We start from the raw sequence: 20,653 nt of genomic DNA, 5'->3' as shown, positions 1-20,653 counted from the left end.
TGCGGCCATCCTCGCCCGCTGCTCAGTCGAGTTCGTAGTCGAACCAGATGTGGTGCACACCGTCGGTGTCGACGGTAAGACCACCGGTGCCGGTGATACCGGTCAGCTCACCGGTGCCGCTGGTCGGCACGATGGTGAAGAACTCGGCAGTGCGGTCGGTGCCGAGGGTGGTAGCCGAATGCGCGAAGTTGAAGCCGCCCGCGCGATCGTGCAGCGCGCCCTCGAACGATTCCATGGCGACATACGTCCCCGCACCCGTCGCCTGGTCGAAGGCGGCGGTGAACAGGGTCGCCGACCGTCCGGTGATCTCGCCCGCGAACTCCTTCTCGATCTGCGCGATGCCGACCGGCAGCGCGGTCGCGATGGCCGGATCCGGCACGACATCGGTTGGGGTGAAGGAGGCGACGGAGAACGTGCCGATTGCTTTCATGCGGCGGAGCGTAACGGCAGGTACCGACAACTTTTCACGACTCTCGGCGGTGGGCGAGCACCCTGCGCACGACAAGACCCACGACCAGCGCCCAGAAGGCCGCGCCGATGCCGAGGAAGCCGACACCGGACGCGGCGATCAGGAAGGTGACCACACCCGCCTAGCGGTGCTGTTCGGATTTCAGGGCACCGGCAAGGGCGGCCGCCAGAGTGGCCAGCAGGGCAAGGCCCGCAACGGTTTCCAGCGTGCCCTTGGGCGCGGTGGCGATCAGGGTGACCAGCGCCGCCGAGCCGAGCGCGAGAATCAGATAGGAGGCACCCGCGGTGCAGGCCGCGATCCAGCGACGCTTCGGATCCGGATGGGCGGCGGGGGCGGCCGAGAGCGCGGCACTGATCGCGGCCAGGTTGATGGCGTGCCCACCGGCCGGTGCACCCAGAATCGTGCCGATACCGGTGACGGACATCGAAGCGCGCCAAGGGACTTGATAGTCGAAGGACTTCATCACGGCGGTGCCCGGAATGTTCTGCGAGGCCATGGTGACGATGTAGAGCGGAATGGCGATACCGATCATCGCCTGCCAACTCCAATGCGGCACGGTCAGTTCGAGCGAGGGGCGCATTGCCGCGAGATCGAGATGCTTGTGCTGCACCGCGATACTGATCCCCGCCCCGATCGCGGCGGTCGCGAAGGCCGCGATCACCGCCCAGCGCTTGGCGAATCGCTGCAGCACCAGCCACACCACGATCACCGGCACCACCACCGCCGGACTGGCCTGCACGGCCTTCACCGGCGCGAGACACAACGGAAGCAGCACACCGGCGAGCATGGCCTGCGCGATCTCCACCGGAATCGCGGCCACCAGATTGCCGAGCCGCTGCCACAGTCCGGTGATCACGATCAGCACACCGGTTATCGCGAACGCCCCGACTGCCGCGGCCCAACCACCGGCGACCGCGCCGGTGCCGGCGAGCAGTGCCGCACCGGGCGTCGACCAAGCCAGTGTGATCGGCAACCGATACCGATAACTGAGCAGCATCATTCCGATGGCCAGCGTGAGGCAGAGCACGAACAGTCCCGACGCCGCCTGTGCAGGGGTGGCCCCGACCGCCGTCAACCCGCTCAGCACCACCGCGAATGAGCTGGTGAATCCGACCAGCGCGGTGACGACACCGGCCCCGACCGGCTGTGCGAGCCGCGCCTCACGGTGGACCGGTGTCGGTGTGTCGGCGAGCGCCGGGGAAAGCCTGGACATTTCTGGAATCCTCCCCGGTCATCAGTCCAGTTGTCACAGCCAGTCCCCGGAAACTGGACTGAATTGCGCGACGTCCGGCTAGGGTGAATCGCCGAAACCGCATCCGGATTTGCCACCTGATTTTGTGAAGCGGGACAGTTGACGGCGGGTCGCCAGGACGTAGGGTGGTCGGGGCCGAGCACTCGGATCTGGTCGGCGTGCAGGCTGTCGAACTCGGCGATCGCCGTGCAGGTATCACCGCTCAACCCTCGCCAGAAGGCGAGATCGTGACGGGTGGCCACAGTGCTCTGGTGCTCGCCCCGAGCACTCGCTGGTGGTCGACGAGCAGATCGACGGCAGCAGTGGCGCCACCGGCCGGATCCCCGGATTGTCCCCGAGACCGGATAGCCCGATCGCGCACTACCGCGGCGTGGGTCGAATGTGCCGAAGTCCGCGCTCGGCCAGGCTTGCACCCGCACCGGAGGACGCAGATAGCCATCACAGGTTCGCTCCATGCGCCCGGTAGCGCCCGACGCGGGTCCGCCTGTGTCCCAAGACCATTCGCAGTGAACAGCAAGTTGCATCACCGGAGAACGCGAACGCGAAAAGGACGACAGTTGGCCAGCAGTTGCGCATTAGCTTGCTTACGAACGACTTTCAAGTCGAAATGTTTGAAACACCACATGTGGTTCGCTCGATGAGACGATTATGTTGCCGGGGCGGCTGCGGAAGAAGCTGACATGATCGACGGAATGGGCGTTGCCACTTACGTGGCCGCTGCGTTGGGGGCGATAGACGGACGGGCCGTGGACCGATCGCTGGATCAAGGGTTGACCGCTCTCACCGGCACGGTCACACGCAGACTGGGACGGCGCGCACTCGACGACCTCGACCGGAATCCGCACAGCATGGCCGCACGCCGCCAGCTCGCCGATCAGATCGAACGCGCGGCATCCGCCGACGCGGAATTCGCCCGCGAACTCGTGGCCCTGCAGGCCACGCTCGACAGACTGAACGGCGGAACCGTGATCAACACCGCGACCCACGGCAGCCGGATCGTCACCGGGAGCAAAGGCATCACGGCCGGGGGCAGCATTCACAACACCACATACGACATAGCATCGGATGAAGATCTGTCCCGAGCTCCGATCTGGACCAAGGCACTGTTGTGGATCGGCTTGGTGTTCGTCGGTATCGGCTTCGCCGGCGGTTTGATCGGCATGTCCCAAGGCGGGTCGGTGTCAGAGCAGTTCAACTTGCTGCCGTTCTTCCTCATCGGCGGTGTCCTCATGACCTTCGCCGAGCTCGGCGCGAGAACGTCGACACCTCGACGCCGCCGGTAGGCCGGAAGGCAGCTGGGTGAAGCCATTTCCGCGCATCAAATGAAAACAAGCTGCGGGTATGGGTTTTCGATATCAACGGTGCGCGATCGTATCCAACTCCTGGCATGCGTCCCGCTACCGCGAGGCCGTACTGAAACCCGGTGAGCTGATTTTTCGTGGGAATGTTCGAAACGCCGCATGTGGTTCGTTCGATGAGATGATTATGTTGCCGGGGCGGCTTGGGAGGAGCCTGACATGATCGACGGAATGGTCGTTGCCGCGTATGTGGCTGCGGCACTGGGGGCAGCCGGTGGACGGCTCGTGGACCGGTCACTGGATCAAGGACTGACCGCCATCACCGGCGCGGTCACACGCAGACTCGGACGACGCGCGCTCGACGATCTCGACCGAAATCCGAACAGCATGGCCGCACGCCGTCAACTTGCCGACGCGATCGAACGCGCGGCATCCGCCGACGCGGAATTCGCCCGCGAACTCGCCCAACTCCGAGACAGACTCGACCGGATCAACGGCCCGACCATCATCAACACCGCCACCCACGGTAGCCGAATCGTCACCGGCGGAGATGGCCTGACTGCTGGTGACGACGTCTATAACACCACCTACGATTCCCCGGCTCCAGGCGATCTGTCGCGGGCACCTCTCTGGAGCAAAGTCCTGATCTGGATCGGCACGACAATCGGAGTGATCGGCTGGGCAATCGCCGCGATCGCGATTGCCCAGCACACGCCGGGGCACATGAACGATGCCACAAACGGATTCGTGGTCTTCATGATCGGAGTCGGCATCGCGCTGGTGGGGCAATACGGCGCCAGCACGTCGAGGCCTCGACGGCGGCGATGACGCTGACAGCTCGAGCGGACGGTGCGCGCTGCGAACCTGCCCCCGACAAACACGGCCGGATTCTTGACGACTAGATGGCATATGGCCGCAGATCACACAGTACTGTCGGCCCCATGACCGGCGGATATGCTTTAGGGGGCAACTCATCGGGTACGCCCAAAAATGATGCGGCACATGACGTAGAACCTTTACCCAGGCATAGTGCGCTTATTAGTATGGCCAAAATATTCGGAGAGGCGGAACAGAGCTTTGTTGAGCGCGGTACTGATCTCGGCGGATGAGCTTCGGGAAGTATTGGCGGACAAGCGGGTTCGTCTACTCGATGTGCGGTGGGCGCTCGGTGATCCGGACGGCCCGCAGCATTATCTGGACGGACATATTCCGGGCGCGGTCTTCGTCGATCTGGAGACCGAACTGGCCGCACCCCCGTCCCCCGCACGCGGGCGGCATCCGCTGCCCGATCCCGCACAGCTCGAAAAATGCGCACGCAGCTGGGGTTTGCGAACCGGCGATCCGGTGGTCGTCTACGACGCGACGGGCGGCATGGCGGCGGCGCGGGCCTGGTGGCTGCTGCGCTGGGCCGGGATCGCGGACGTGCGGATTCTCGACGGCGGTCTGCCCGCGTGGACCGATTCGGGCGGTGCGATCGCCTCCGGCGAGGAGAACGATCCCGAACTCGGTGACGTCGAGGTGAATCCGGGGCAGCTGCCGGTCATCAATGCCGATGCGGCCGCCAAATGGTCCGGCGTACTGCTCGACGCACGCGCCGGCGAACGCTACCGCGGCGAGGTGGAGCCGGTCGATCCGCAGGCGGGCCACATTCCGGGCGCGATCAGCGCACCGACCGCGGAGAACCTCGACGCCGACGGGCGATTCCGCAGCGTGGAAGTCTTGCAAGACCGCTTCGCCGCATTCGGGTCCGGACCGGTCGCGGTCTATTGCGGATCCGGTGTGACCGCCGCCCATCAGATCGCGGCACTCGCCGCCGCAGGTATCGAAGCGGCACTGTATCCGGGCTCGTGGTCGCAATGGTCGAACGACCCGAAACGGCCGGTCGCCACCGGGGCATAGCTCGCTACGGACACGAGCGGGCAATGTCGTTCAGTACGGCATTGTCCGCAGCGGTCACCGGTAGGTCGTACCGGACCGCGACCGTCAGGTATTTGCCCGCATAGAAGCAGCGGTTCGTGCGCGGCGTCCATTCCGCCGGTGTGCTGTCACCCTTGGCCTGGTTGGCATTCGCGGCGGTGGCCAGCAGATTCACGTCGATATCGTTGGCGAAACGCACCCGCCGCTCGAGCGGCCAGGACACCGCGCCCATATCCCAGGCCGCGGCCAGCGGATAGACATGGTCGATCTGGATATCGCCCGCGTCGGCCTTGCTGAAGGCGATCCGCTTGCCGGTGTACGGATCGTCGAGCGTGCCCGCGGTGACCACGCAGTCGTGGGTGCCCGGCCGGAAGCTCACCCCGGTCAGCTGCGCGCTCAGTATGTTGTTGCGGGTATCGCAGCCGTCGTGACCGCCGGGGCCGTCGTAGTCATCGGTCCATGACGGTCCGAACACGCACCGCTGTCCTTCCTTGCAGCCGCGCTCATAACCGCCGGGATGTCCCCGTGCGGCAACGACTCGCACCGATGCCAATAGCTGCTCGAGCTGAACCCGGGTCGGACTGAGTTCACCCTCCCCGCTGCCAGATGCGGGCGCGACCGGTCCACCGCCCACCTCGGCGCATCCGGGCAGCGCGAACATCGCCGCCGCGATCAAGGCAGGCAACCATCGTCGGATGTCGGCACGCACGGTGCCAGATGTACCCGTATGGACCGACATTCGTAGAACCCGGCTGGAGCGCCTCGGAGCCGGTCAGGACCTACAGCCAGGCGCGAGCCAGCAGATCGTCATTGGCGACTTCACTGGACCGGGGTGGGAATCTGGTGGCCACAATGGACTCGGTGTGCGCGCCGTCGTGTCCGATCAGCCACGAACCACCGCGCTCCTCGCACTCGGCGATCTTCGCGAAGGTGGTGAGCAGGAACGTGACGGCGTCACGCGGGTCCAGGGTTCGGGCCAGGCGCTGTGATTCACCGGGCCGGGACAGGTCGAGCCAGACGCCGGACTGTCCGTCCAGTCGCATGCCGACGATCTTGTCGGCATTGACAAAGGTGAATTTGCGCCGTTCCCACGGCGTGGTCGGCGTGAAGCTCTGCTCGAGTACCTGGAGCAGAATCGTCATGCTTTGCCCTCCGCTTTCCGTTGACGCCCAACTGCGGTTCTCATGCGATGACCAGCGGATATACCAGTATGTTCCGAAAGTGGTGCCAAGGGGTAGTAACTGGTCCATCTCGGCGAGTTCAGGGATTTTTCCGGCGACCGATTAGTTCGGCGACCGGGCCGCGTCTATATCTGCAAACGCACCACGATCAGGGAGGACTCTCATGGATGCTCTGCCGCCCGTCGTCGATTCCGACACCTGGCAGCGCCAACTCGATGAACTGCGTGTCCGGGAGAAGGCAGCGACCCGAGAACTCGATGCGATCGCTGCCGAGCGGCGGCGCCTGCCGATGGTCGAAATGCCCGAATACACCCTCGAGGGCGAGGAGGGATCGGTCCGGCTGGCGGATATCTTCGACGGTAAGTCACAGCTGATCGTCTACAACCACATGTGGTTCCCGGGCGAGAAGTGGCAGTGCGGTGGTTGTACCGGGTTCACCTCGCAGTTCACCCGGTTGGAGTTCCTGGACAACTACGATGCCCGGTTCGTCATCGTCACCCAGGGGCCGATCGAGGAGGCACTCGCGTACAAGCGGCGGGTCGGGAACAAAATGGCCTGGTATTCCACGGCGAACAGTCCATTCGGCACCGACGTCGGCGCACCGCCCGGCGGCGGATTCGCGGTCAACGTATTCCTGCGCGACGGCGACACGGTCTATCGCACCTGGCACACCAACGGCCGTGGCACCGAGCAACTCGGTCACAGCTTCGCGCTGATCGACGTGCTGCCGTACGGGCGGCAGGAGCAGTGGCAGGACTCGCCCGAGGGGTGGCCGCAGTCGCCGACCTACAGCCGATGGAGCGGCTCCGAAGACATCGCCGCGCACTACGGCGACCCGGGGGCGTGACTACATCCGGCCCAGTAGCGTGAGCGGATCCTCGAGCAATCCGGCGACGGTCGCGAGGAAGCGCGCTGCCAGCTCACCGTCGATCATCCGGTGGTCGAAACTGATGCCGATGGTGGTGACCCACCGGATGGCGAGTTCGTCGCGGAATACCCACGGGCGCTTGCGAATCGAGCCGAGGCACAAGATCGCGGCCTCACCCGGATCGACCAGCGGAACACCGGCGTCGACACCGAAGACGCCGACATTGGTGATGGTGAAGGTGCCGCCGCGCAGGTCGGTCGGGGTGGCGCTGCCCGAACGCGCCGTCTCCGCGAGCCAGCCGATCTCCCGGCACAGGTCGCGCAGGCTCAATGCCTGGGCTTCCTTGAGATTGGGCACCAGCAGGCCGCGTTCGGTGGCGACCGCGATACCGAGATTCACATAGTGCTTGGTGACGATCTGCTGATTCGCCTCGTCCCAGGATGCGTTGATGCCGGGATACTCCGCGAGGGCGGCGAGGACGGATTTGGCGACCAGGGCCAGCGGTGTCAGCGTCAGGCCCTCGAAGGATTTGGTGGTGCGCAGGTGGTCGAGCAGTTCCATCGATGCGGTGAAGTCGATGGTGACGAAGGTGCTGGCCTGCGGGATGGTGCGCGCGCTCGCCACCATGGCGGCCGCGGTGCGTTTACGGATGCCGCTGATCGGCGTGCGTTCCTCACGGGTCGCGGGGCGGATGATGCCCGCATTCGGATCGGTGACCGATGGCGTCGGCGGCGTGGCCGGGCCGTCGGTGTGGGTCGCCGCGGCGCGCGGCTGCGATACCGGGACCGCCCCGCGCACGTCCTCGACCGTGACCGCACCGTCGGGGCCCGAACCCGCGACGTACCAGAGGTCGATGCCGAGTTCCTTGGCGAGTTTGCGCGCACCGGGGGTCGCCGCAGCTCTGGCCGTTCCCGACTCGACCGGCTCAGCGGCCGAACTCTCCTGCGGCGCGGTCGGTTCCGCAACCCTTCTGCGCCGCCGGGACACCGCTTCGTCTTCGGGCCCGTATCCGACCAGCACCGACGTCCGCCCGTTCGCCCCTTCCTGCGCGACCGCCAGATCATTGCGCACCCGGATGAGCGGCGCCCCCACCGCAACCGTCTGACCGGGCTGCGCGAGCAATTCGATCACCGTGCCCGAGAACGGCGACGGCAGCGAGACCACTGCCTTGGCCGTCTCCACGTCGGCGATCGTCTGATTCAGCTGCACGGTATCGCCGACGCCCACCGACCACGACACCAACTCCGCATCGGCCAGTCCCTCGCCGAGATCGGGTAGCCGGAATTCCAGGATATTGCCCTGATCATCCTCGGGGGCACGATCTTCCACTGGGGCACCTCTCAGCGAGCGGTAGTCAGGCGGCGAGTGAGCGATCGACCGCGGCGAGGATGCGGTCCGGATCGGGCAGGTGGTGCTTTTCGAGCTTAGCCGGGGGGTAGGGGATGTCGAAGCCACCGACGCGCAGCACCGGCGCCTCCAGGTAGTAGAAGCAGCGCTCGGTGATCCGCGCGGCGATCTCGGCGCCGAGCCCGCCGAAGACCGGCGCTTCGTGCGTCACGATCAACCTGCCGGTCTTGGCCACCGAGGCCTCGATGGTGTCGAAATCGATCGGCGACAAACTGCGCAGATCGATCACCTCGAGCGAATGCCCTTCCTCGGCAGCGATTTTCGCGGCGGTGATGGCCGAGGCCACGGTGCCGCCGTAGGCCAGCACGGTGGCATCGGTACCGCTGACGCAGACGCTGGCCCGGTCCACCGGGATGGCCTCGGCATCGAAATCGACCTCGGCCTTATCCCAGTAGCGCCGCTTGGGTTCGAAGAAGATCACCGGATCATCGAGCGCGATCGCCTGGCGGATCATGGAATACGCGTCGGCGGGATTGCTCGGCGTCATGACGCGCAGTCCCGCGGTATGGGCGAAATACGCCTCCGGCGACTCGGAGTGATGCTCCACCGAACCGATTCCACCGCCGAACGGAATGCGAATCGTGATGGGCGCGGTCACCTTTCCCTGTGTCCGGTAGTGGATCTTGGCGACGTGCGAAACGATCTGGTCGAAGGCGGGATAGACGAAGCCGTCGAATTGAATCTCGCAGACCGGCCGGTAGCCGCGCAGCGCCATACCGAAAGCCGTTCCGACAATGCCGGATTCAGCCAGCGGCGTATCGATGACGCGGCGGTTTCCGAAATCCTTTTGCAGCGTGTCGGTTACCCGGAAGACCCCGCCGAGGCGGCCGATATCCTCGCCCATCAGAACGACTTTCGGATCGTCGTCCATGGCCCGCCGCAGCCCGGCATTGAGCGCTGCGGCGAAGGTCGTGATCATGTGGGGACTCCTTCCGGTCGCGCGGCACTGTCACCGGGATCGCCGGCCAGATACGCCGCGTACTCGCTCCGCTCCTGGGTGATCAGCGGATGCGGGGTGGCATAGACGTGATCGAACAGCTGTGTCGGCGCCGGATCCGGCATATCGATGGTCGCGGTGCGCACCTGTTGGGCTACTTCGTCGGCGCGCGCATCGACGTGGCGCTCGAATGCGTTGTCCCACAGAGACTCTCGTTCCATCAGCTTGCGCAGCCGCGCGATCGGGTCGCGGCGCGCCCATTCCTCGGTCTCGGCGGCGGAGCGGTAGCGCGTCGGATCGTCTGCGGTGGTGTGCGGACCCATCCGATAGGTGAGCGCCTCGATGAACGACGGTCCGCCACCGGTGCGGGCACGGGCGGCGGCCTGCCTGGTGACCGCGAGGACGGCGAGCACATCATTGCCGTCGACCTGTAGGCCGGGAATTCCATAACCGTAGGCACGCCGCGCGATCGGGGTCGCGCTCTGGATCCGGACGGGGGAACTGATCGCCCAGTGGTTGTTCTGACAGAAGAAGATGACCGGCGCGCTCCAACTCGCGGCGAAGCCCAATGCCTCGGCGAGATCGCCCTGACTCGAGGCACCGTCACCGAAGTAGGCGATGGTCGCGATCTCCGCGCCGTCGAGGTGGGCGGCATAGGCGTAACCGGTCGCGTGCAGGCCTTGCGAGCCGACGATGATATTCGGGTTGGTCATATTGACCGCTTCGGGATCCCAGCAGGAATGCGCGACCCCGCGCCACATCCGGGTGAGTTCGGTGGGATGGACGCCGCGGCAGTAGGCGACGGCGTGCTCGCGGTAGCTGCAGAAGACGTAGTCGTCGGGGCGCAACGCGTATGCCGAGCCGACCTGGGCGGCCTCCTGCCCGATCATCGGCGCCCACAGTCCGAGCTGGCCCTGGCGTTGCAGAGCGGTTGCCTCGGTGTCGATCCGGCGGGTCACGACCAGGTCCGTGTACATCGCGCGCAACTGGGCGGGCCCGATGTCGGCGATCAGGGCCGCGTGTTCTCGGTCGAATACGCGGCGGCCGTCGGGTTGTACCAACTGAACCGGATGGTCGGATTTATTCGTCATTCGGGATCGCCTCCTGACATGAGCGCAGGGCTGGTGTGCCCTATATCACATAGCATCCACGAGTAGGCGAAGTGCGCAAGTGATCGACGCCCGAGTAAGCAGAATGCCCAAATCTTCGGGGCGAACTGATGTCATACTGCGTTGTATGACCAGTAGAGAACCCGCCGACGTGACCCTGGACGCCACCGACGCGCGGCTGTTGCTCGAGCTGGTCGCCAACCCACGCGCGACCGGTGTCGAGCTGGCGACCCGGCTCGGGTTGTCCCGCAATACCGTGCAGGCGCGGTTGTCGCGCTGGGAGGCGGCCGGAGTGCTCGCCAGCTTCGAACGTCGAGTGCAACCGCAGGCGCTGGGCTACCCGCTGGCGGCCTTCGTCGCCGTCGTCGTCGATCAGCACCGATTGGATTCGGTGGTCGCCGAACTCGCCCGGGTGCCGGAGGTGACCGAGGTGTGCGGTATGACGGGCCTGACCGATCTCACCGTGCGCGTGGTGGCGCAGGATGCGGACGATCTATACCGGATCGCCGGGCAGATCTTGAAGATTCCCGGGGTGGAACGCACCAATATGGCATTGGTTATGCAGCAATTCGTCGGACCGCGCACGGCTCCACTGCTGGATCGTCTGGCCGGCTCCGCCGATCGCTCGCTACGAGCCTGATCCGGCGGCGTGGTCGGCGAGTTCTGCGCCTGGGGCGGAAGGACCTACAGCAGGTTGAGGAATTCGGTGGCTGTCATTCCGGCCTGCCGGAGGATCGAGGCGAGCGTGCCGCGCTTGACTGTGCCATGCAGCGGCACGACCACGGTCTGCCGTCTTCGCGACGATAGACGGCAGGACTGCCTGCTGTTCGCACGTGTTCGAAATCGACTGATTCCAAGACTCGCAAGACCTTCCGCACCGGAAGGTCCGACAGCGCGGGGCTCACGCTGCCGTGCCGGGAATCTGGAACGAAGTCACCAATGGAGTGGCGGTTAGCTGGGGCTCGGGTGCCTCGGCCAGGTAGAGAGCGGCCGCTTCCCGGAGATTCGTCAGGGCCTCCTCGATCGTCTGGCCCTGACTGGCTACATCGACCTCGAGGCACTGCGCCACATACCAGTCCTCTTCCTGGTGCACCGCAGCCGTCAATACGCGCTGATCAGCCCTGGAGACAGGGTCCCACAATGTCTTCGGCGCCCGGCACGTTCAGTCTGCGACCAGGGCTGTTGCGGCGGTGCGGATTATTTCGGGGATTTCTACTGGTTTGCGGGTTTCGTTGTCTACGTAGACGTGGACGAAGGTGCCGGTGGCGGCCAGTTCCAGACCATCTTCGGATTCGCGGAAAATGGCCAGGTCGTAGGTGATGCTGGAGCGGCCGAGGCGGGAGATGCGCAGGCCTATCTGGAGTTGGTCCGGAAAGCTGAGCGAGCCGTGATACTGGCAGGAGGTCTGGGCGACCACGCCGAGGGCGGGCAGTTCGCGGATATCCGTGCCCGTGGCGTGCATGAGCCACGCGTTGACCGCGGTGTCGAAGTACGAGTAGTACGTCACGTTGTTCACGTGGCCGTAGTGGTCGTTATCGGCCCACCGGGTCGGCATCGGCCAGAGGACCGGATACTGCTGCGTCACCCGGCCGACGATAGCTCAGCCGGGGTGCTGCCCTGCCGGTGGTCGCGCGGACTCACGCCGAAGTGGCGTTTGAATGCCGTGCTCAGTGCGAACGCGCTGCCGTAGCCGACCTGGCGGGCAATGGATTCGATGGTGGCATCGGATTCCTGCAGCAGATCGGCGGCCAGGGCCAGCCGCCATTCGGTGAGGAACGCCATCGGCGGCTCACCGACCAGATCGGTGAACCGGCGAGCGAGCGCGGCGCGCGAAACCCCCACCGCCTCCGCCAAGCTCGCGACCGTCCAGCCGTGCGCCGGATTGTGCTGCAACAGCCGCAGCGCCTTGCCGACCAGCGGATCGCTGTAGGCGTGATACCAGGCGGGCGCGTCATTGCGAGCGAACCAGGCGCGCAGGGCCGCGATCAGCACCATATCGAGCAGCCGGTCCAGAACGACGCCCTGTGCGGGCTCGTCCTTGGTGGCCTCGTCGACCAGAATATCGAGCAGCCGGGTGTCGAAATCGCCGCGCTGCAAGATGATCACGGGCGGCAGGGCTCGCAGCAGTCGCTGACTCGCCGCGCCCGCGGACTCATAGGTGCCCGTGACCATCAGGGTGGCGCCGTTCGCATCGGTGCCCCACTGGCGCACACCGAGACTCAATGTCTCGCAGAGGATTTCACCGTCGGCCGTCTTGGTGACGTTGCCTGGATCGATGAAGATCTGCGGTGCGGTGGCCGGATCGTCGGCGACCGTATACGGATCCGGCCCGCGGAAGATCACGATATCGCCCGCGCTCACTTGCCGAGGCTTACTGCCCGCCGCATCGGTCATGATCCAGGCCGTGCCGCGGATCATCGACACCACCGTCAGCGGGGCCCGGTCCTGGATGCGCAGCGACCACGGCGGGTCGAGCAGTGAACACATGACGAACGCACCTCGGGCGCGTGGACCTTCGAGCAGGCTGGCGAGCGCATCCACATAACAGACAGTAGACGCTGACGCATGATCACGAGCCGCTGAGCTATGTTTCGTCGCGCGCCGCGCCGATGTACTGGAAACATGACAAACAGCACCTCCCACCAGCGCCTCATCCTCGTCACCGGCGGTACGGGCAAGACCGGCCGCCGCGTCGCGACCCGGCTCCGGCAAGCCGGTCATCCGATCCGGATCGGTTCCCGCGCGGCCGAGATCCCCTTCGACTGGGCCGACCGCAGCACGTGGACACCGGCGCTGTTCGGCGTGGACGCGGTGTACATCGCCTTCCAGCCGGATCTGGCGGTGCCGGGTGCGCCCGAGACTATCCGCGCATTCACCAATGCGGCCAAGGTCAACGGTGTGCGCAAACTCGTGCTGCTGTCCGGACGCGGCGAACCGGAGGCCGTGGCGTGTGAGCAGATCGTGCAGGGTTCGGGGCCCGACTGGACCATCGTGCGCTGCAGCTTCTTCGCGCAGAACTTCAGCGAAGGCGCATTCCTGGAGTATGTGCTCACGGGTGAGGTGGCGCTGCCCAATGGCGATGTGCCGGAACCGTTCGTGCACGCCGACGATATCGCCGATGTCGCCGTCGCCGCGTTGACCGAGGACGGGCACAGCGGCGAACTCTACGAACTGACCGGACCGAGGTCGTTGACGTTCTCCGAAGCCGTCGCGGAGATCGCCTCGGCGACCGGACGCGAAGTCGCTTTCATCCCGATCTCCCGGACGGATTTCGTTGCGGCACTGACCGAGTACCAGGTTCCCGCCGACGTCGTCAGCCTGCTGGACTACCTGTTCGGCACGATCCTGGACGGCAGGAACTCCAAGACCGCGGACGGCGTCCAGCGTGCGCTCGGCCGGGCACCGAAAGATTTCCGGGATTACGCCGACGAGACTGCGGCCACCGGAATTTGGAACATCTCGAGCGAGTAGGTAGTTGTAGGAAATAAGACCGCCGCACGGACGCTCGATCTCAATGGCGAGATCCACGGAGCCGGGTCCTCGGCCGATGATGTCCCGGGCCGGCTCTCCGTGCGGCCGCGAGATCGCGCTCGACGCGGTACCGTCGAATCGGTGGCGACCACGACGATCGATCCGCAGATACGGATAGCACGCGCCGCGGTATTCGTGGTGTTCGCGTTGAACGGTTTCCTACTGGCCATGTGGGTGGTGCACATACCGGCCATTACCGACCGGACCGGTATCGCGCATTCCACACTCGGCATGTTCATTCTGATGCTGGCCGGTGCGGGCATCGTCGGCATGCGCATCGCGGGCCCGCTGGCCGACCGATTCGGCAGCCGGACCGTGGTCGCGGCCGCCGCGGTGATCGTCTCGATATCCGTGCTCGGCCCCGGACTGGCGACCGGACCGGTCAGCCTGGCGATTGCCTTGGCCTGCTTCGGTTTCGGCAACGGCGCGCTCGACGTTTCGATGAATACCCAAGCGGTGCATGTCGAGCGGGCCTATGACCGCCCGATCATGTCGGCGTTCCACGCCTTGTTCTCCGGTGGTGGATTCCTCGGCTCGCTGCTGGGTGCGGCTGCTCAGGGCGCGGGATGGGATGTGCGCCTGAGCTTGTCGCTCGCGGCGGTGGCGGGGTTGGCGATTACCGGCGCGCTCGTTCCACGTCTGCTGGTCGACACCGGATCGGCGACACGAGAAGCGAATTCGGACGCGCCCCTGGAAAACGGGCCACACGACCACATTCCGGACAGCAGGGACCACGGTCGTGAGTCCGATGCGGCACCACATGATGGCGGAACAGCCCGGTCGACAACCGCACCGAACCGCTCCCGAAAGGTTTGGGCGCTGGCCGCGATCGCCTTCGCCCTACTTCTCACCGAGGGCGTCGCCGCCGACTGGAGCGCCCTGCAGGTCCGCGACCACCTCGACGTCGACGATGCCACCGCCGCACTGGCATTCGGCGCATTCTCCTGCACCATGACCGCAGGCCGATTCACCGCCGACCGCGTGGCGGGTGCGTTCGGGCGCGTCGCCGTCGTCCGCTACGGCACCTTGATCGCCGCATTCGGATTGGCCCTGATCATGGCTTCGGGATGGGTGCCGCTGACGTTGCTAGGCTGGGCGATGTGCGGCCTCGGCCTCTCCGGCGGAATCCCGCAAATCTTTACCGCCGCAGGCAATCTCGGCTCGACCACGGCGGCTACCGATATGTCGCGGGTATTCAGCCTCGGTTACCTCGGCCTGCTCGCGGGCCCCTCCATCATCGGCTGGCTGACCGCACTGGTCCCACTCACCGCCGCAATGGTCGTTTCGCTCATCGCGGTCCTGCTCTGCTGTGGCTACGCGGGTGCGGTTGCCCCGCAACGGACTACCGGATAGCAGCTGATTCCCGGGCAAACGCGGCGAGCTCACACCAGTGCGGCAGCGGCAGCTCCGTCGGATCGGCGGTGAGCACGTGTAGACACACGTGAGGCCCCGGCCCCGGCACTCTCTACCGACACTTCGCCAACCGGCAAGCTCTACAGGCCGCGGTACTGAACGCGCGCGTCGAAAAGCTCTGCGGCCGAGCCGAAGAACTACAGTCGAGCGAGCCGACAGCCGCACTCACCGCGTGGCTGCGCGACCTACTGGTGCATGCGCAGACCGATCACGGCCTCGGCGGTGCCGTCCTGGCCGGACCGGTCGACCTTGGGTTTCGACTGTCCGCAGGACATCCACCAGGCGGGCGCTGCTCTGCTCACCAGGGCACAGCAGGGTGGCGGCATGCGATCGGATGTCGGCATCGACGATGTGGTCCAACTGGTTGCCGGGATAGCGCTGGCAGCACGTCACGGCACCGATCCGGACCAACCGGATCGACTGCTCCGGCTCGTCACGGATGCTCTGCGTAGTCCGAGCGAACAGCGCGGGAATCGGTAAGTTCGAGAGATGTTCGACAACAGCAGACTCGAGCGCCGGATCGATAACCTCGAGCGCAAGCTGGATATGATCATCAAGCACCTCGGTCTGCCCAGCCCAGACCCGGCGACACCCTATGACGAAATCGACGAACTCATTCGGCAGGGCAAGAAGATCCACGCGATCAAGCTCTATCGCAACCTGACGGGCGCAAGCCTGAGGGATGCCAAAGAGGCGGTCGAAGCGCGCGAACGGCACCTGCAATGATGAAAGCCCGCTTCCATTCGCGGAAGCGGGCTTTCATGCAGAGGTGCTTACAGTGCCTTCAGTTCCTCGGTGACTGCACCGACGGACTTCTTCGCATCGCCGAACAGCATCGAGGTGTGGTCGGCGTAGAACAGGGGGTTGTCGATACCGGCGAAACCGGAGTTCATGGAACGCTTCAACACGATCACACTCTTGGCCTGGTCGACATTCAACACGGGCATCCCGTAGATCGGGGACGAGGAGTCCTCACGCGCGGCGGGGTTGGTGACGTCATTGGCGCCGATCACCAAAGCCACGTCGGTGCGGGAGAATTCGCCGTTGATGTCGTCCATTTCCTTGAGCGCGTCATAGGACACCTCGGCCTCGGCCAACAGCACGTTCATGTGGCCGGGCATACGACCGGCGACGGGGTGGATGGCGTATTTGACCTCCACACCCTTGGCCTCCAACAACGACGCCATCTCCTTGACCGCGTGCTGAGCCTGCGCGACGGCCATGCCGTAGCCGGGGACCACAATGACCTGATTGGCATACGCCATCTGGATCGCGGCATCCGCCGCGCTGGTGGCCTTGGCCTGCTTCTGCTCCCCACCGGATGCTCCGGGTGCGGTGCCGCCGCCACCGAAGCCACCCGCGACGATCGCGGGGATGGACCGGTTCATGGCCTTGGCCATCAGGTTGGTCAGGATCGTGCCGGACGCGCCGACGATCATGCCCGCCACGATCATCGCGGTGTTGTTGAGCGCCAAACCCGCCGCGGCAGCCGACAAACCGGTCAACGCGTTCAACAGCGAAATGACCACCGGCATGTCCGCGCCACCGATCGGCAGCACCACCGCGAGGCCCAGGACACCGGCGAGCACGAGTACCGCGATCATCCAGTACTGGGGCACACCATCATTGGTGGCGCCGATCCCGATCACCACCGCGGCAGCGATCGCACCGAGTAGTAGCAGCAGGTTCAACGGCTGCTGAAGCTTGCCCAGACCGATCGGGCGCCCGGGCAGGATCTCCTGCAGTTTGCCGAAGGCGATCAGCGAGCCCCAGAACGACACCGAACCGATGATCGCCGCGAACAGCGAGCCGATCACGATGTGCACGGTGGGTTCTTCATCGAAATGTGAAAAGCCTTGGGAGTTGATGAATTCCGACCACGCGATCAACGCGACCGTGCCACCACCGACACCGTTGAACGCGGCCACCAACTGCGGCATCGCGGTCATCTTCGTGTACTTGGCCGGCGGCACACCCAGCACCACACCGACCACGAGCCCGGCCACGATCAGGATCCAGTTGGAGGTGTGGCGGATCGAGATCAGCGTCGCCACAACAGCGATCACCATGCCCGCCGCGGCGATCAGGTTGCCGCGCACCGCGGTCTTCGGGCCGGTCAACCCCATCAGGCCGTAGATGAACATGCCGAAGGCGATGATGTAGAGCCCGTTGACCAGATAGGTCACATTGTCGAAGGTATGCATCACGCAGCTCCCTCTGAACGCTCCGCTGCGGCAACCTTCACCGGTGCGGCCTTCTTACCCTTGAACATCCCCAGCATCCGGTCGGTGACGACGAAACCGCCGATGACGTTCAGGGTTCCGAACACGACCGCGACGAACAGAATGATCTGGGTCAGGATCGAGGGATCCTGCACATTGCCGAGCGTGACCAACGCACCCAGCACGACGATGCCGTGAATAGCGTTGGTACCCGACATCAACGGCGTATGCAGCGTATTAGGGACCTTGGAGATGACCGCGAACCCGACGAACCCGGACAACACCAGGATCGCGATATTCGCCAACAGTTCGGTGTACATCAGGCATCCACCTCACGAGTAACACAGGAGTCCGCGAGCACCTGATCACCGAAGTCGGGCGACAGCTTCCCATCGACCAACATCAGCTCCAACAGTGCCGCAATATTTTTCGAGTACAACTCCGAGGCATGCTCGGGCATCGTCGCGGGCAGGTTCAACGGCGAAGCGATCGTCACCTCATGCTTGACCACGACCTCACCCGGCTCGGTCAGCTCGCAGTTGCCGCCGGTCTCACCGGCCAGATCCACGATCACACTGCCGGGCTTCATGCCCTCCACCGCTGCCGCGGTGACCAAGCGGGGAGCGGGACGCCCGGGCACCAACGCGGTGGTGATCACCACATCGAAGCCCTTGATCGCATCCTCCAACGCCTGCTGCTGTTTGGCTTTTTCTTCGTCGGTGAGCTCACGGGCATAACCACCCTCACCGGCGGCATCGATGCCCAGATCGAGCCACTGCGCACCGACCGAGCGCACCTGATCGGCGACCTCAGGGCGCACGTCGTAGCCGGTGGTCCGCCCACCCAGACGCTTCGCCGTCGCCAAAGCCTGCAAACCGGCGACACCTACACCGAGCACCAGCACGGTCGCGGGCTTCACAGTGCCTGCGGCAGTGGTCAGCATCGGGAAGAAGCGCGTCGATTCCGACGCCGCCAGCAGCACGGCCTTGTACCCGGAGACATTGGCCTGCGAGGACAGCGCATCCATCACCTGCGCCCGCGAGATACGCGGAATCGCCTCCACGGCGAAGGCCTGCACCCCGGCCGATTTCAGCGCGGGAATCTGGTTGTCGGCATTGCGCGGGGCGAGGAATCCGATCAGGGTCTGCCCGCTGTGCAGTTTCGCCACCTCGGCGTCGCTGGGCGGAGCGACCTTCACGACCACATCGGCCGACCACGGATCACCGATGGTCGCGCCCGCATCCACATAGGCCGCGTCCGGAATGAGCGCACCGATCCCGGCACCCGCCTCGACCACCACCTCGACGCCCTGCTTCAGCAGACTCGGGATGATCTTGGGCACCAATGCGACACGCCGCTCGCCCGCGTTTGACTCGCGAACGACTCCGACACGCGCTCCGCGCGGCGACTGGTCGCCTACGCTCTGCGTTGTCTCCACTTGTCAGACTTCCTTCTCTGGCTGAGCTTCAAGCAACCGGTCGACGGCCGGACGATGTTACTTTGGAGTAAGTTCGTCCAAATCTTCGCAACTGTACCCGGCTCACTGATCTTTCGAGCGACCTGGCAAGCAATCGCTAGCGGCGAGCGTAGCTGAGATGGCGGTCACAAGTTGCGGCCGGATTCCGCCGTTATGTCGGATTCGCGACCAACACCAAGGTTCGAATCCTGGTCGGCGCGGCGCAATACCTTCCCACAGTGACGTGCGTCATGCCGGGCATGTTCCCGGTGAGCGGTACGCCGTATGGTCGGCGGTGTGAACGACTGCGTCTTCTGCCGCATCGCGGCGGGGCAAGCCCCGGCGACCAAGGTCTACGAGGACGACACGCTGTGCGCATTCCTGGACATTCGCCCGATCGCCCGCGGCCACACCCTGATCATCCCGAAGCGACACGCATCCGAACTGGAGGATCTGGACGCCGAATCGGGAGCGCACATCTTCCGCGCCGGACACCGGCTCGCGCTGGCGATCAGGCGTAGCGACCTGGCCGCGGACGGCGCGAATCTCGTCCTCAATGACGGCGCCGCGGCCTTCCAGACCGTCCCGCACGTCCACCTGCACGTGATACCGCGCCGGCACGGCGACAAACTGAGCTTCGCCGCCGGACTGCTGCTGCGGCGCCCACACGATCCCGAGTCCACCGCGGCCGCCATCCGCGCCGGAATATCGGCATTGGCAAACGAAGACGAGACCAGCGCCGAGGAGCGAGAATGACCGACCCGACCCAGGACCGGAACGAGCTTACCGGCCTGCTGTCCGAGCAATGGGAGACGATCGCGACGCTGGTCGCCGATCTCGACGAAGAGCGTTGGCACACACCGTCTCCGCTGCCGGGCTGGTCGCTGTTCGATGTGGTCGCACACGTCGTCGGGACGGAATCCTGGCTGCTCGGCGAAAGCCCGCCCGCGCACGATCCGATCCGGCCCAAAACCGATGCGACCACGCTGCCGCATGTGCGCAACGAGACCGGCGTGCTCAACGAAATCTGGGTCGATCGGCTGCGGCCGCTGTCGGGTAAGCGACTGCTCGCGCTGTATCGCGATGTCACCGATCGCAGGCGCGAGGCGCTCGCATCCTTCGGTGATGCGGAATGGCAGGCCGAGACCGTATCGCCGATCGGCAAGGTCAGCTATGGCCGGTTCATGCGGGTGCGGCTGTTCGACTGCTGGATGCACGAACTCGATATCGCCGACGCGCTCGGCGTATCCGTCGACGAGGGCGGACCGCGGGCCGAGCGGGCCTTCGGCGAACTCACCGCCACCATCGGGCGGGCGGTGGCCAAGGGTGCGCAGGCGCCGGACGGATCGCGCATCACCTTCGAACTGACCGGCCCGTTGCCGCAGACGCTGCACGTCGCGGTGGACGGCCGCGCCAATATCGTCGATGAACTGGACGCGCCCGCCACCGTGGTGGTTCGGATGGGCTCCGGCCTGTTCGCCCGGCTGCGTGGCGGACGCACCACCGCGGATGCGCACGAAGGCGAGTTCCGCATTTCCGGCGATGCGGAACTCGGCAACCGACTGGTGCGCGGCCTGGCCTTCACCATCTGAG

24 protein-coding genes and 1 pseudogene are annotated in these 20,653 nt (G+C 65.4%); 11 read left to right on the top strand and 14 right to left on the bottom strand.

Going from position 1 to position 20,653, the window contains the following annotated elements; all coding sequences use genetic code 11:
• Nucleotides 1–22 precede the first annotated feature (22 nt).
• Nucleotides 23–430 carry a DUF3224 domain-containing protein gene (locus tag ACFYOW_RS33155; protein WP_387294006.1) on the bottom strand — a complete coding sequence of 136 codons (408 nt, stop codon included), beginning with the start codon at nt 428–430 and terminating at the stop codon, nt 23–25.
• A gap of 34 nt (nt 431–464) precedes the next feature.
• Nucleotides 465–1,682: pseudogene (locus ACFYOW_RS33150) on the bottom strand (benzoate/H(+) symporter BenE family transporter).
• 719 nt (nt 1,683–2,401) lie between these two features.
• Between ACFYOW_RS33150 and ACFYOW_RS33145 the strand changes: the two are divergent.
• The 3 genes from ACFYOW_RS33145 (at nt 2,402) to ACFYOW_RS33135 (ending at nt 4,918) form a co-directional block, all read left to right on the top strand.
• On the top strand, nt 2,402–3,004 hold the full coding sequence (locus ACFYOW_RS33145) for a hypothetical protein (protein ID WP_387294005.1): 603 nt from the start codon (nt 2,402–2,404) through the stop codon (nt 3,002–3,004).
• A 234-nt stretch (nt 3,005–3,238) separates the two neighbouring features.
• Nucleotides 3,239–3,847 carry a hypothetical protein gene (locus ACFYOW_RS33140; RefSeq protein WP_387294004.1) on the top strand — a complete coding sequence of 203 codons (609 nt, stop codon included), beginning with the start codon at nt 3,239–3,241 and terminating at the stop codon, nt 3,845–3,847.
• A 252-nt stretch (nt 3,848–4,099) separates the two neighbouring features.
• Nucleotides 4,100–4,918 carry a sulfurtransferase gene (locus ACFYOW_RS33135; RefSeq protein WP_387294003.1) on the top strand — a complete coding sequence of 273 codons (819 nt, stop codon included), beginning with the start codon at nt 4,100–4,102 and terminating at the stop codon, nt 4,916–4,918.
• A gap of 4 nt (nt 4,919–4,922) precedes the next feature.
• Here the strand turns inward: ACFYOW_RS33135 and ACFYOW_RS33130 are convergent, their stop codons facing one another.
• Both ACFYOW_RS33130 and ACFYOW_RS33125 read right to left on the bottom strand, forming a co-directional pair.
• Entirely contained in the window at nt 4,923–5,597 is a 675-nt protein-coding gene (locus tag ACFYOW_RS33130; protein ID WP_387294063.1) for an HNH endonuclease family protein, read from the bottom strand.
• 118 nt (nt 5,598–5,715) lie between these two features.
• Nucleotides 5,716–6,078: a hypothetical protein gene (locus ACFYOW_RS33125; RefSeq protein ID WP_040687025.1), complete on the bottom strand. Its 363-nt coding sequence runs from the start codon at nt 6,076–6,078 to the stop codon at nt 5,716–5,718.
• Between the two features lie 202 nt (nt 6,079–6,280).
• Here ACFYOW_RS33125 and ACFYOW_RS33120 point away from each other — a divergent pair, with 202 nt between their 5' ends.
• The gene (locus ACFYOW_RS33120) at nt 6,281–6,964 is read left to right on the top strand and encodes a DUF899 domain-containing protein (protein WP_387294002.1); all 684 of its coding nucleotides are present in this window, start codon (nt 6,281–6,283) and stop codon (nt 6,962–6,964) included.
• Here ACFYOW_RS33120 and ACFYOW_RS33115 read toward each other — a convergent pair whose 3' ends face one another.
• The 3 genes from ACFYOW_RS33115 to pdhA are packed head-to-tail and all read right to left on the bottom strand — an operon-like array spanning nt 6,965 to nt 10,420.
• Nucleotides 6,965–8,314 carry a dihydrolipoamide acetyltransferase family protein gene (locus ACFYOW_RS33115; protein ID WP_387294001.1) on the bottom strand — a complete coding sequence of 450 codons (1,350 nt, stop codon included), beginning with the start codon at nt 8,312–8,314 and terminating at the stop codon, nt 6,965–6,967.
• A 25-nt stretch (nt 8,315–8,339) separates the two neighbouring features.
• Nucleotides 8,340–9,311, bottom strand: coding sequence for an alpha-ketoacid dehydrogenase subunit beta (locus ACFYOW_RS33110; RefSeq protein WP_387294000.1), 972 nt, complete (start codon nt 9,309–9,311; stop codon nt 8,340–8,342).
• Complete coding sequence (pdhA, locus tag ACFYOW_RS33105) at nt 9,308–10,420, bottom strand: pyruvate dehydrogenase (acetyl-transferring) E1 component subunit alpha (protein ID WP_387293999.1); 1,113 nt, start codon at nt 10,418–10,420, stop codon at nt 9,308–9,310. The genes ACFYOW_RS33110 and pdhA overlap by 4 nt, the downstream gene beginning before the upstream one ends.
• Before the next feature lie 145 nt (nt 10,421–10,565).
• On the opposite strand from pdhA, the gene ACFYOW_RS33100 reads away from it, so the two are divergent.
• Nucleotides 10,566–11,078 (top strand): Lrp/AsnC family transcriptional regulator, encoded by a 513-nt coding sequence (locus ACFYOW_RS33100; RefSeq protein WP_387293998.1) that lies wholly within the window; start codon nt 10,566–10,568, stop codon nt 11,076–11,078.
• Nucleotides 11,079–11,122: 44 nt separating this feature from the next.
• On the opposite strand, the gene ACFYOW_RS33095 is transcribed toward ACFYOW_RS33100, so the two are convergent.
• The 4 genes from ACFYOW_RS33095 to ACFYOW_RS33080 all read right to left on the bottom strand — a co-directional run bounded on the left by ACFYOW_RS33095 (nt 11,123) and on the right by ACFYOW_RS33080 (nt 12,979).
• Nucleotides 11,123–11,290, bottom strand: coding sequence for a type II toxin-antitoxin system HicA family toxin (locus ACFYOW_RS33095; RefSeq protein WP_387294062.1), 168 nt, complete (start codon nt 11,288–11,290; stop codon nt 11,123–11,125).
• Nucleotides 11,291–11,339: 49 nt separating this feature from the next.
• Complete coding sequence (locus ACFYOW_RS33090; RefSeq protein WP_387293997.1) at nt 11,340–11,531, bottom strand: type II toxin-antitoxin system HicB family antitoxin; 192 nt, start codon at nt 11,529–11,531, stop codon at nt 11,340–11,342.
• Between the two features lie 69 nt (nt 11,532–11,600).
• Nucleotides 11,601–11,993, bottom strand: coding sequence for an acyl-CoA thioesterase (locus ACFYOW_RS33085; RefSeq protein ID WP_387294061.1), 393 nt, complete (start codon nt 11,991–11,993; stop codon nt 11,601–11,603).
• A 26-nt stretch (nt 11,994–12,019) separates the two neighbouring features.
• Nucleotides 12,020–12,979: an AraC family transcriptional regulator gene (locus ACFYOW_RS33080; RefSeq protein ID WP_387293996.1), complete on the bottom strand. Its 960-nt coding sequence runs from the start codon at nt 12,977–12,979 to the stop codon at nt 12,020–12,022.
• Between the two features lie 81 nt (nt 12,980–13,060).
• Between ACFYOW_RS33080 and ACFYOW_RS33075 the strand changes: the two genes are divergently transcribed.
• From ACFYOW_RS33075 to ACFYOW_RS33060, 4 genes are all read left to right on the top strand, one after another.
• On the top strand, nt 13,061–13,909 hold the full coding sequence (locus tag ACFYOW_RS33075) for an NAD(P)H-binding protein (protein WP_387293995.1): 849 nt from the start codon (nt 13,061–13,063) through the stop codon (nt 13,907–13,909).
• Nucleotides 13,910–14,050: 141 nt separating this feature from the next.
• Nucleotides 14,051–15,322, top strand: coding sequence for an MFS transporter (locus tag ACFYOW_RS33070; RefSeq protein ID WP_387293994.1), 1,272 nt, complete (start codon nt 14,051–14,053; stop codon nt 15,320–15,322).
• 255 nt (nt 15,323–15,577) lie between these two features.
• On the top strand, nt 15,578–15,862 hold the full coding sequence (locus ACFYOW_RS33065) for a hypothetical protein (protein ID WP_387293993.1): 285 nt from the start codon (nt 15,578–15,580) through the stop codon (nt 15,860–15,862).
• A gap of 9 nt (nt 15,863–15,871) precedes the next feature.
• A complete protein-coding gene (locus ACFYOW_RS33060) occupies nt 15,872–16,108 on the top strand; it encodes a hypothetical protein (RefSeq protein ID WP_387293992.1) in 237 nt (78 codons plus the stop codon).
• Nucleotides 16,109–16,155: 47 nt separating this feature from the next.
• On the opposite strand, the gene ACFYOW_RS33055 is transcribed toward ACFYOW_RS33060, so the two are convergent.
• The 3 genes from ACFYOW_RS33055 to ACFYOW_RS33045 are packed head-to-tail and all read right to left on the bottom strand — an operon-like array spanning nt 16,156 to nt 19,042.
• Nucleotides 16,156–17,586 carry an NAD(P)(+) transhydrogenase (Re/Si-specific) subunit beta gene (locus ACFYOW_RS33055; protein WP_387293991.1) on the bottom strand — a complete coding sequence of 477 codons (1,431 nt, stop codon included), beginning with the start codon at nt 17,584–17,586 and terminating at the stop codon, nt 16,156–16,158.
• Nucleotides 17,586–17,924, bottom strand: a complete 339-nt coding sequence (locus ACFYOW_RS33050; protein WP_387293990.1) for an NAD(P) transhydrogenase subunit alpha — start codon at nt 17,922–17,924, stop codon at nt 17,586–17,588. The genes ACFYOW_RS33055 and ACFYOW_RS33050 overlap by 1 nt, the downstream gene beginning before the upstream one ends.
• The gene (locus ACFYOW_RS33045; RefSeq protein WP_387293989.1) at nt 17,924–19,042 is read right to left on the bottom strand and encodes a Re/Si-specific NAD(P)(+) transhydrogenase subunit alpha; all 1,119 of its coding nucleotides are present in this window, start codon (nt 19,040–19,042) and stop codon (nt 17,924–17,926) included. The genes ACFYOW_RS33050 and ACFYOW_RS33045 overlap by 1 nt, the downstream gene beginning before the upstream one ends.
• 315 nt (nt 19,043–19,357) lie before the next feature.
• On the opposite strand from ACFYOW_RS33045, the gene ACFYOW_RS33040 reads away from it, so the two are divergent.
• Nucleotides 19,358–19,816 carry an HIT family protein gene (locus ACFYOW_RS33040; protein WP_387293988.1) on the top strand — a complete coding sequence of 153 codons (459 nt, stop codon included), beginning with the start codon at nt 19,358–19,360 and terminating at the stop codon, nt 19,814–19,816.
• Nucleotides 19,813–20,652 carry a maleylpyruvate isomerase family mycothiol-dependent enzyme gene (locus ACFYOW_RS33035; RefSeq protein WP_387293987.1) on the top strand — a complete coding sequence of 280 codons (840 nt, stop codon included), beginning with the start codon at nt 19,813–19,815 and terminating at the stop codon, nt 20,650–20,652. The genes ACFYOW_RS33040 and ACFYOW_RS33035 overlap by 4 nt, the downstream gene beginning before the upstream one ends.
• The last annotated feature ends 1 nt before the right edge of the window (nt 20,653 follow it).

This window comes from Nocardia sp. NPDC006982, assembly GCF_042869435.1.
GTDB lineage: Bacteria > Actinomycetota > Actinomycetes > Mycobacteriales > Mycobacteriaceae > Nocardia.
The sequence above is the reverse complement of the archived record's forward strand: the minus strand, read 5'-3'. Positions and strand labels throughout refer to the sequence as shown.

Excerpts from the sequence above, each read along its gene's own strand:
- ACFYOW_RS33065 (WP_387293993.1), top strand. The coding sequence starts at position 15,578 with ATGCGCAGACCGATCACGGCCTCGGCGGTGCCGTCCTGGCCGGACCGG.
- ACFYOW_RS33125 (WP_040687025.1), bottom strand. The coding sequence starts at position 6,078 with ATGACGATTCTGCTCCAGGTACTCGAGCAGAGCTTCACGCCGACCACG.
- ACFYOW_RS33050 (WP_387293990.1), bottom strand. The coding sequence starts at position 17,924 with ATGTACACCGAACTGTTGGCGAATATCGCGATCCTGGTGTTGTCCGGG.
- ACFYOW_RS33060 (WP_387293992.1), top strand. The coding sequence starts at position 15,872 with ATGTTCGACAACAGCAGACTCGAGCGCCGGATCGATAACCTCGAGCGC.
- ACFYOW_RS33120 (WP_387294002.1), top strand. The coding sequence starts at position 6,281 with ATGGATGCTCTGCCGCCCGTCGTCGATTCCGACACCTGGCAGCGCCAA.
- ACFYOW_RS33055 (WP_387293991.1), bottom strand. The coding sequence starts at position 17,586 with ATGCATACCTTCGACAATGTGACCTATCTGGTCAACGGGCTCTACATC.
- ACFYOW_RS33100 (WP_387293998.1), top strand. The coding sequence starts at position 10,566 with ATGACCAGTAGAGAACCCGCCGACGTGACCCTGGACGCCACCGACGCG.
- pdhA (WP_387293999.1), bottom strand. The coding sequence starts at position 10,420 with ATGACGAATAAATCCGACCATCCGGTTCAGTTGGTACAACCCGACGGC.
- ACFYOW_RS33140 (WP_387294004.1), top strand. The coding sequence starts at position 3,239 with ATGATCGACGGAATGGTCGTTGCCGCGTATGTGGCTGCGGCACTGGGG.
- ACFYOW_RS33035 (WP_387293987.1), top strand. The coding sequence starts at position 19,813 with ATGACCGACCCGACCCAGGACCGGAACGAGCTTACCGGCCTGCTGTCC.
- ACFYOW_RS33130 (WP_387294063.1), bottom strand. The coding sequence starts at position 5,597 with ATGTTCGCGCTGCCCGGATGCGCCGAGGTGGGCGGTGGACCGGTCGCG.
- ACFYOW_RS33110 (WP_387294000.1), bottom strand. The coding sequence starts at position 9,311 with ATGATCACGACCTTCGCCGCAGCGCTCAATGCCGGGCTGCGGCGGGCC.
- ACFYOW_RS33155 (WP_387294006.1), bottom strand. The coding sequence starts at position 430 with ATGAAAGCAATCGGCACGTTCTCCGTCGCCTCCTTCACCCCAACCGAT.
- ACFYOW_RS33085 (WP_387294061.1), bottom strand. The coding sequence starts at position 11,993 with ATGCCGACCCGGTGGGCCGATAACGACCACTACGGCCACGTGAACAAC.
- ACFYOW_RS33145 (WP_387294005.1), top strand. The coding sequence starts at position 2,402 with ATGATCGACGGAATGGGCGTTGCCACTTACGTGGCCGCTGCGTTGGGG.
- ACFYOW_RS33075 (WP_387293995.1), top strand. The coding sequence starts at position 13,061 with ATGACAAACAGCACCTCCCACCAGCGCCTCATCCTCGTCACCGGCGGT.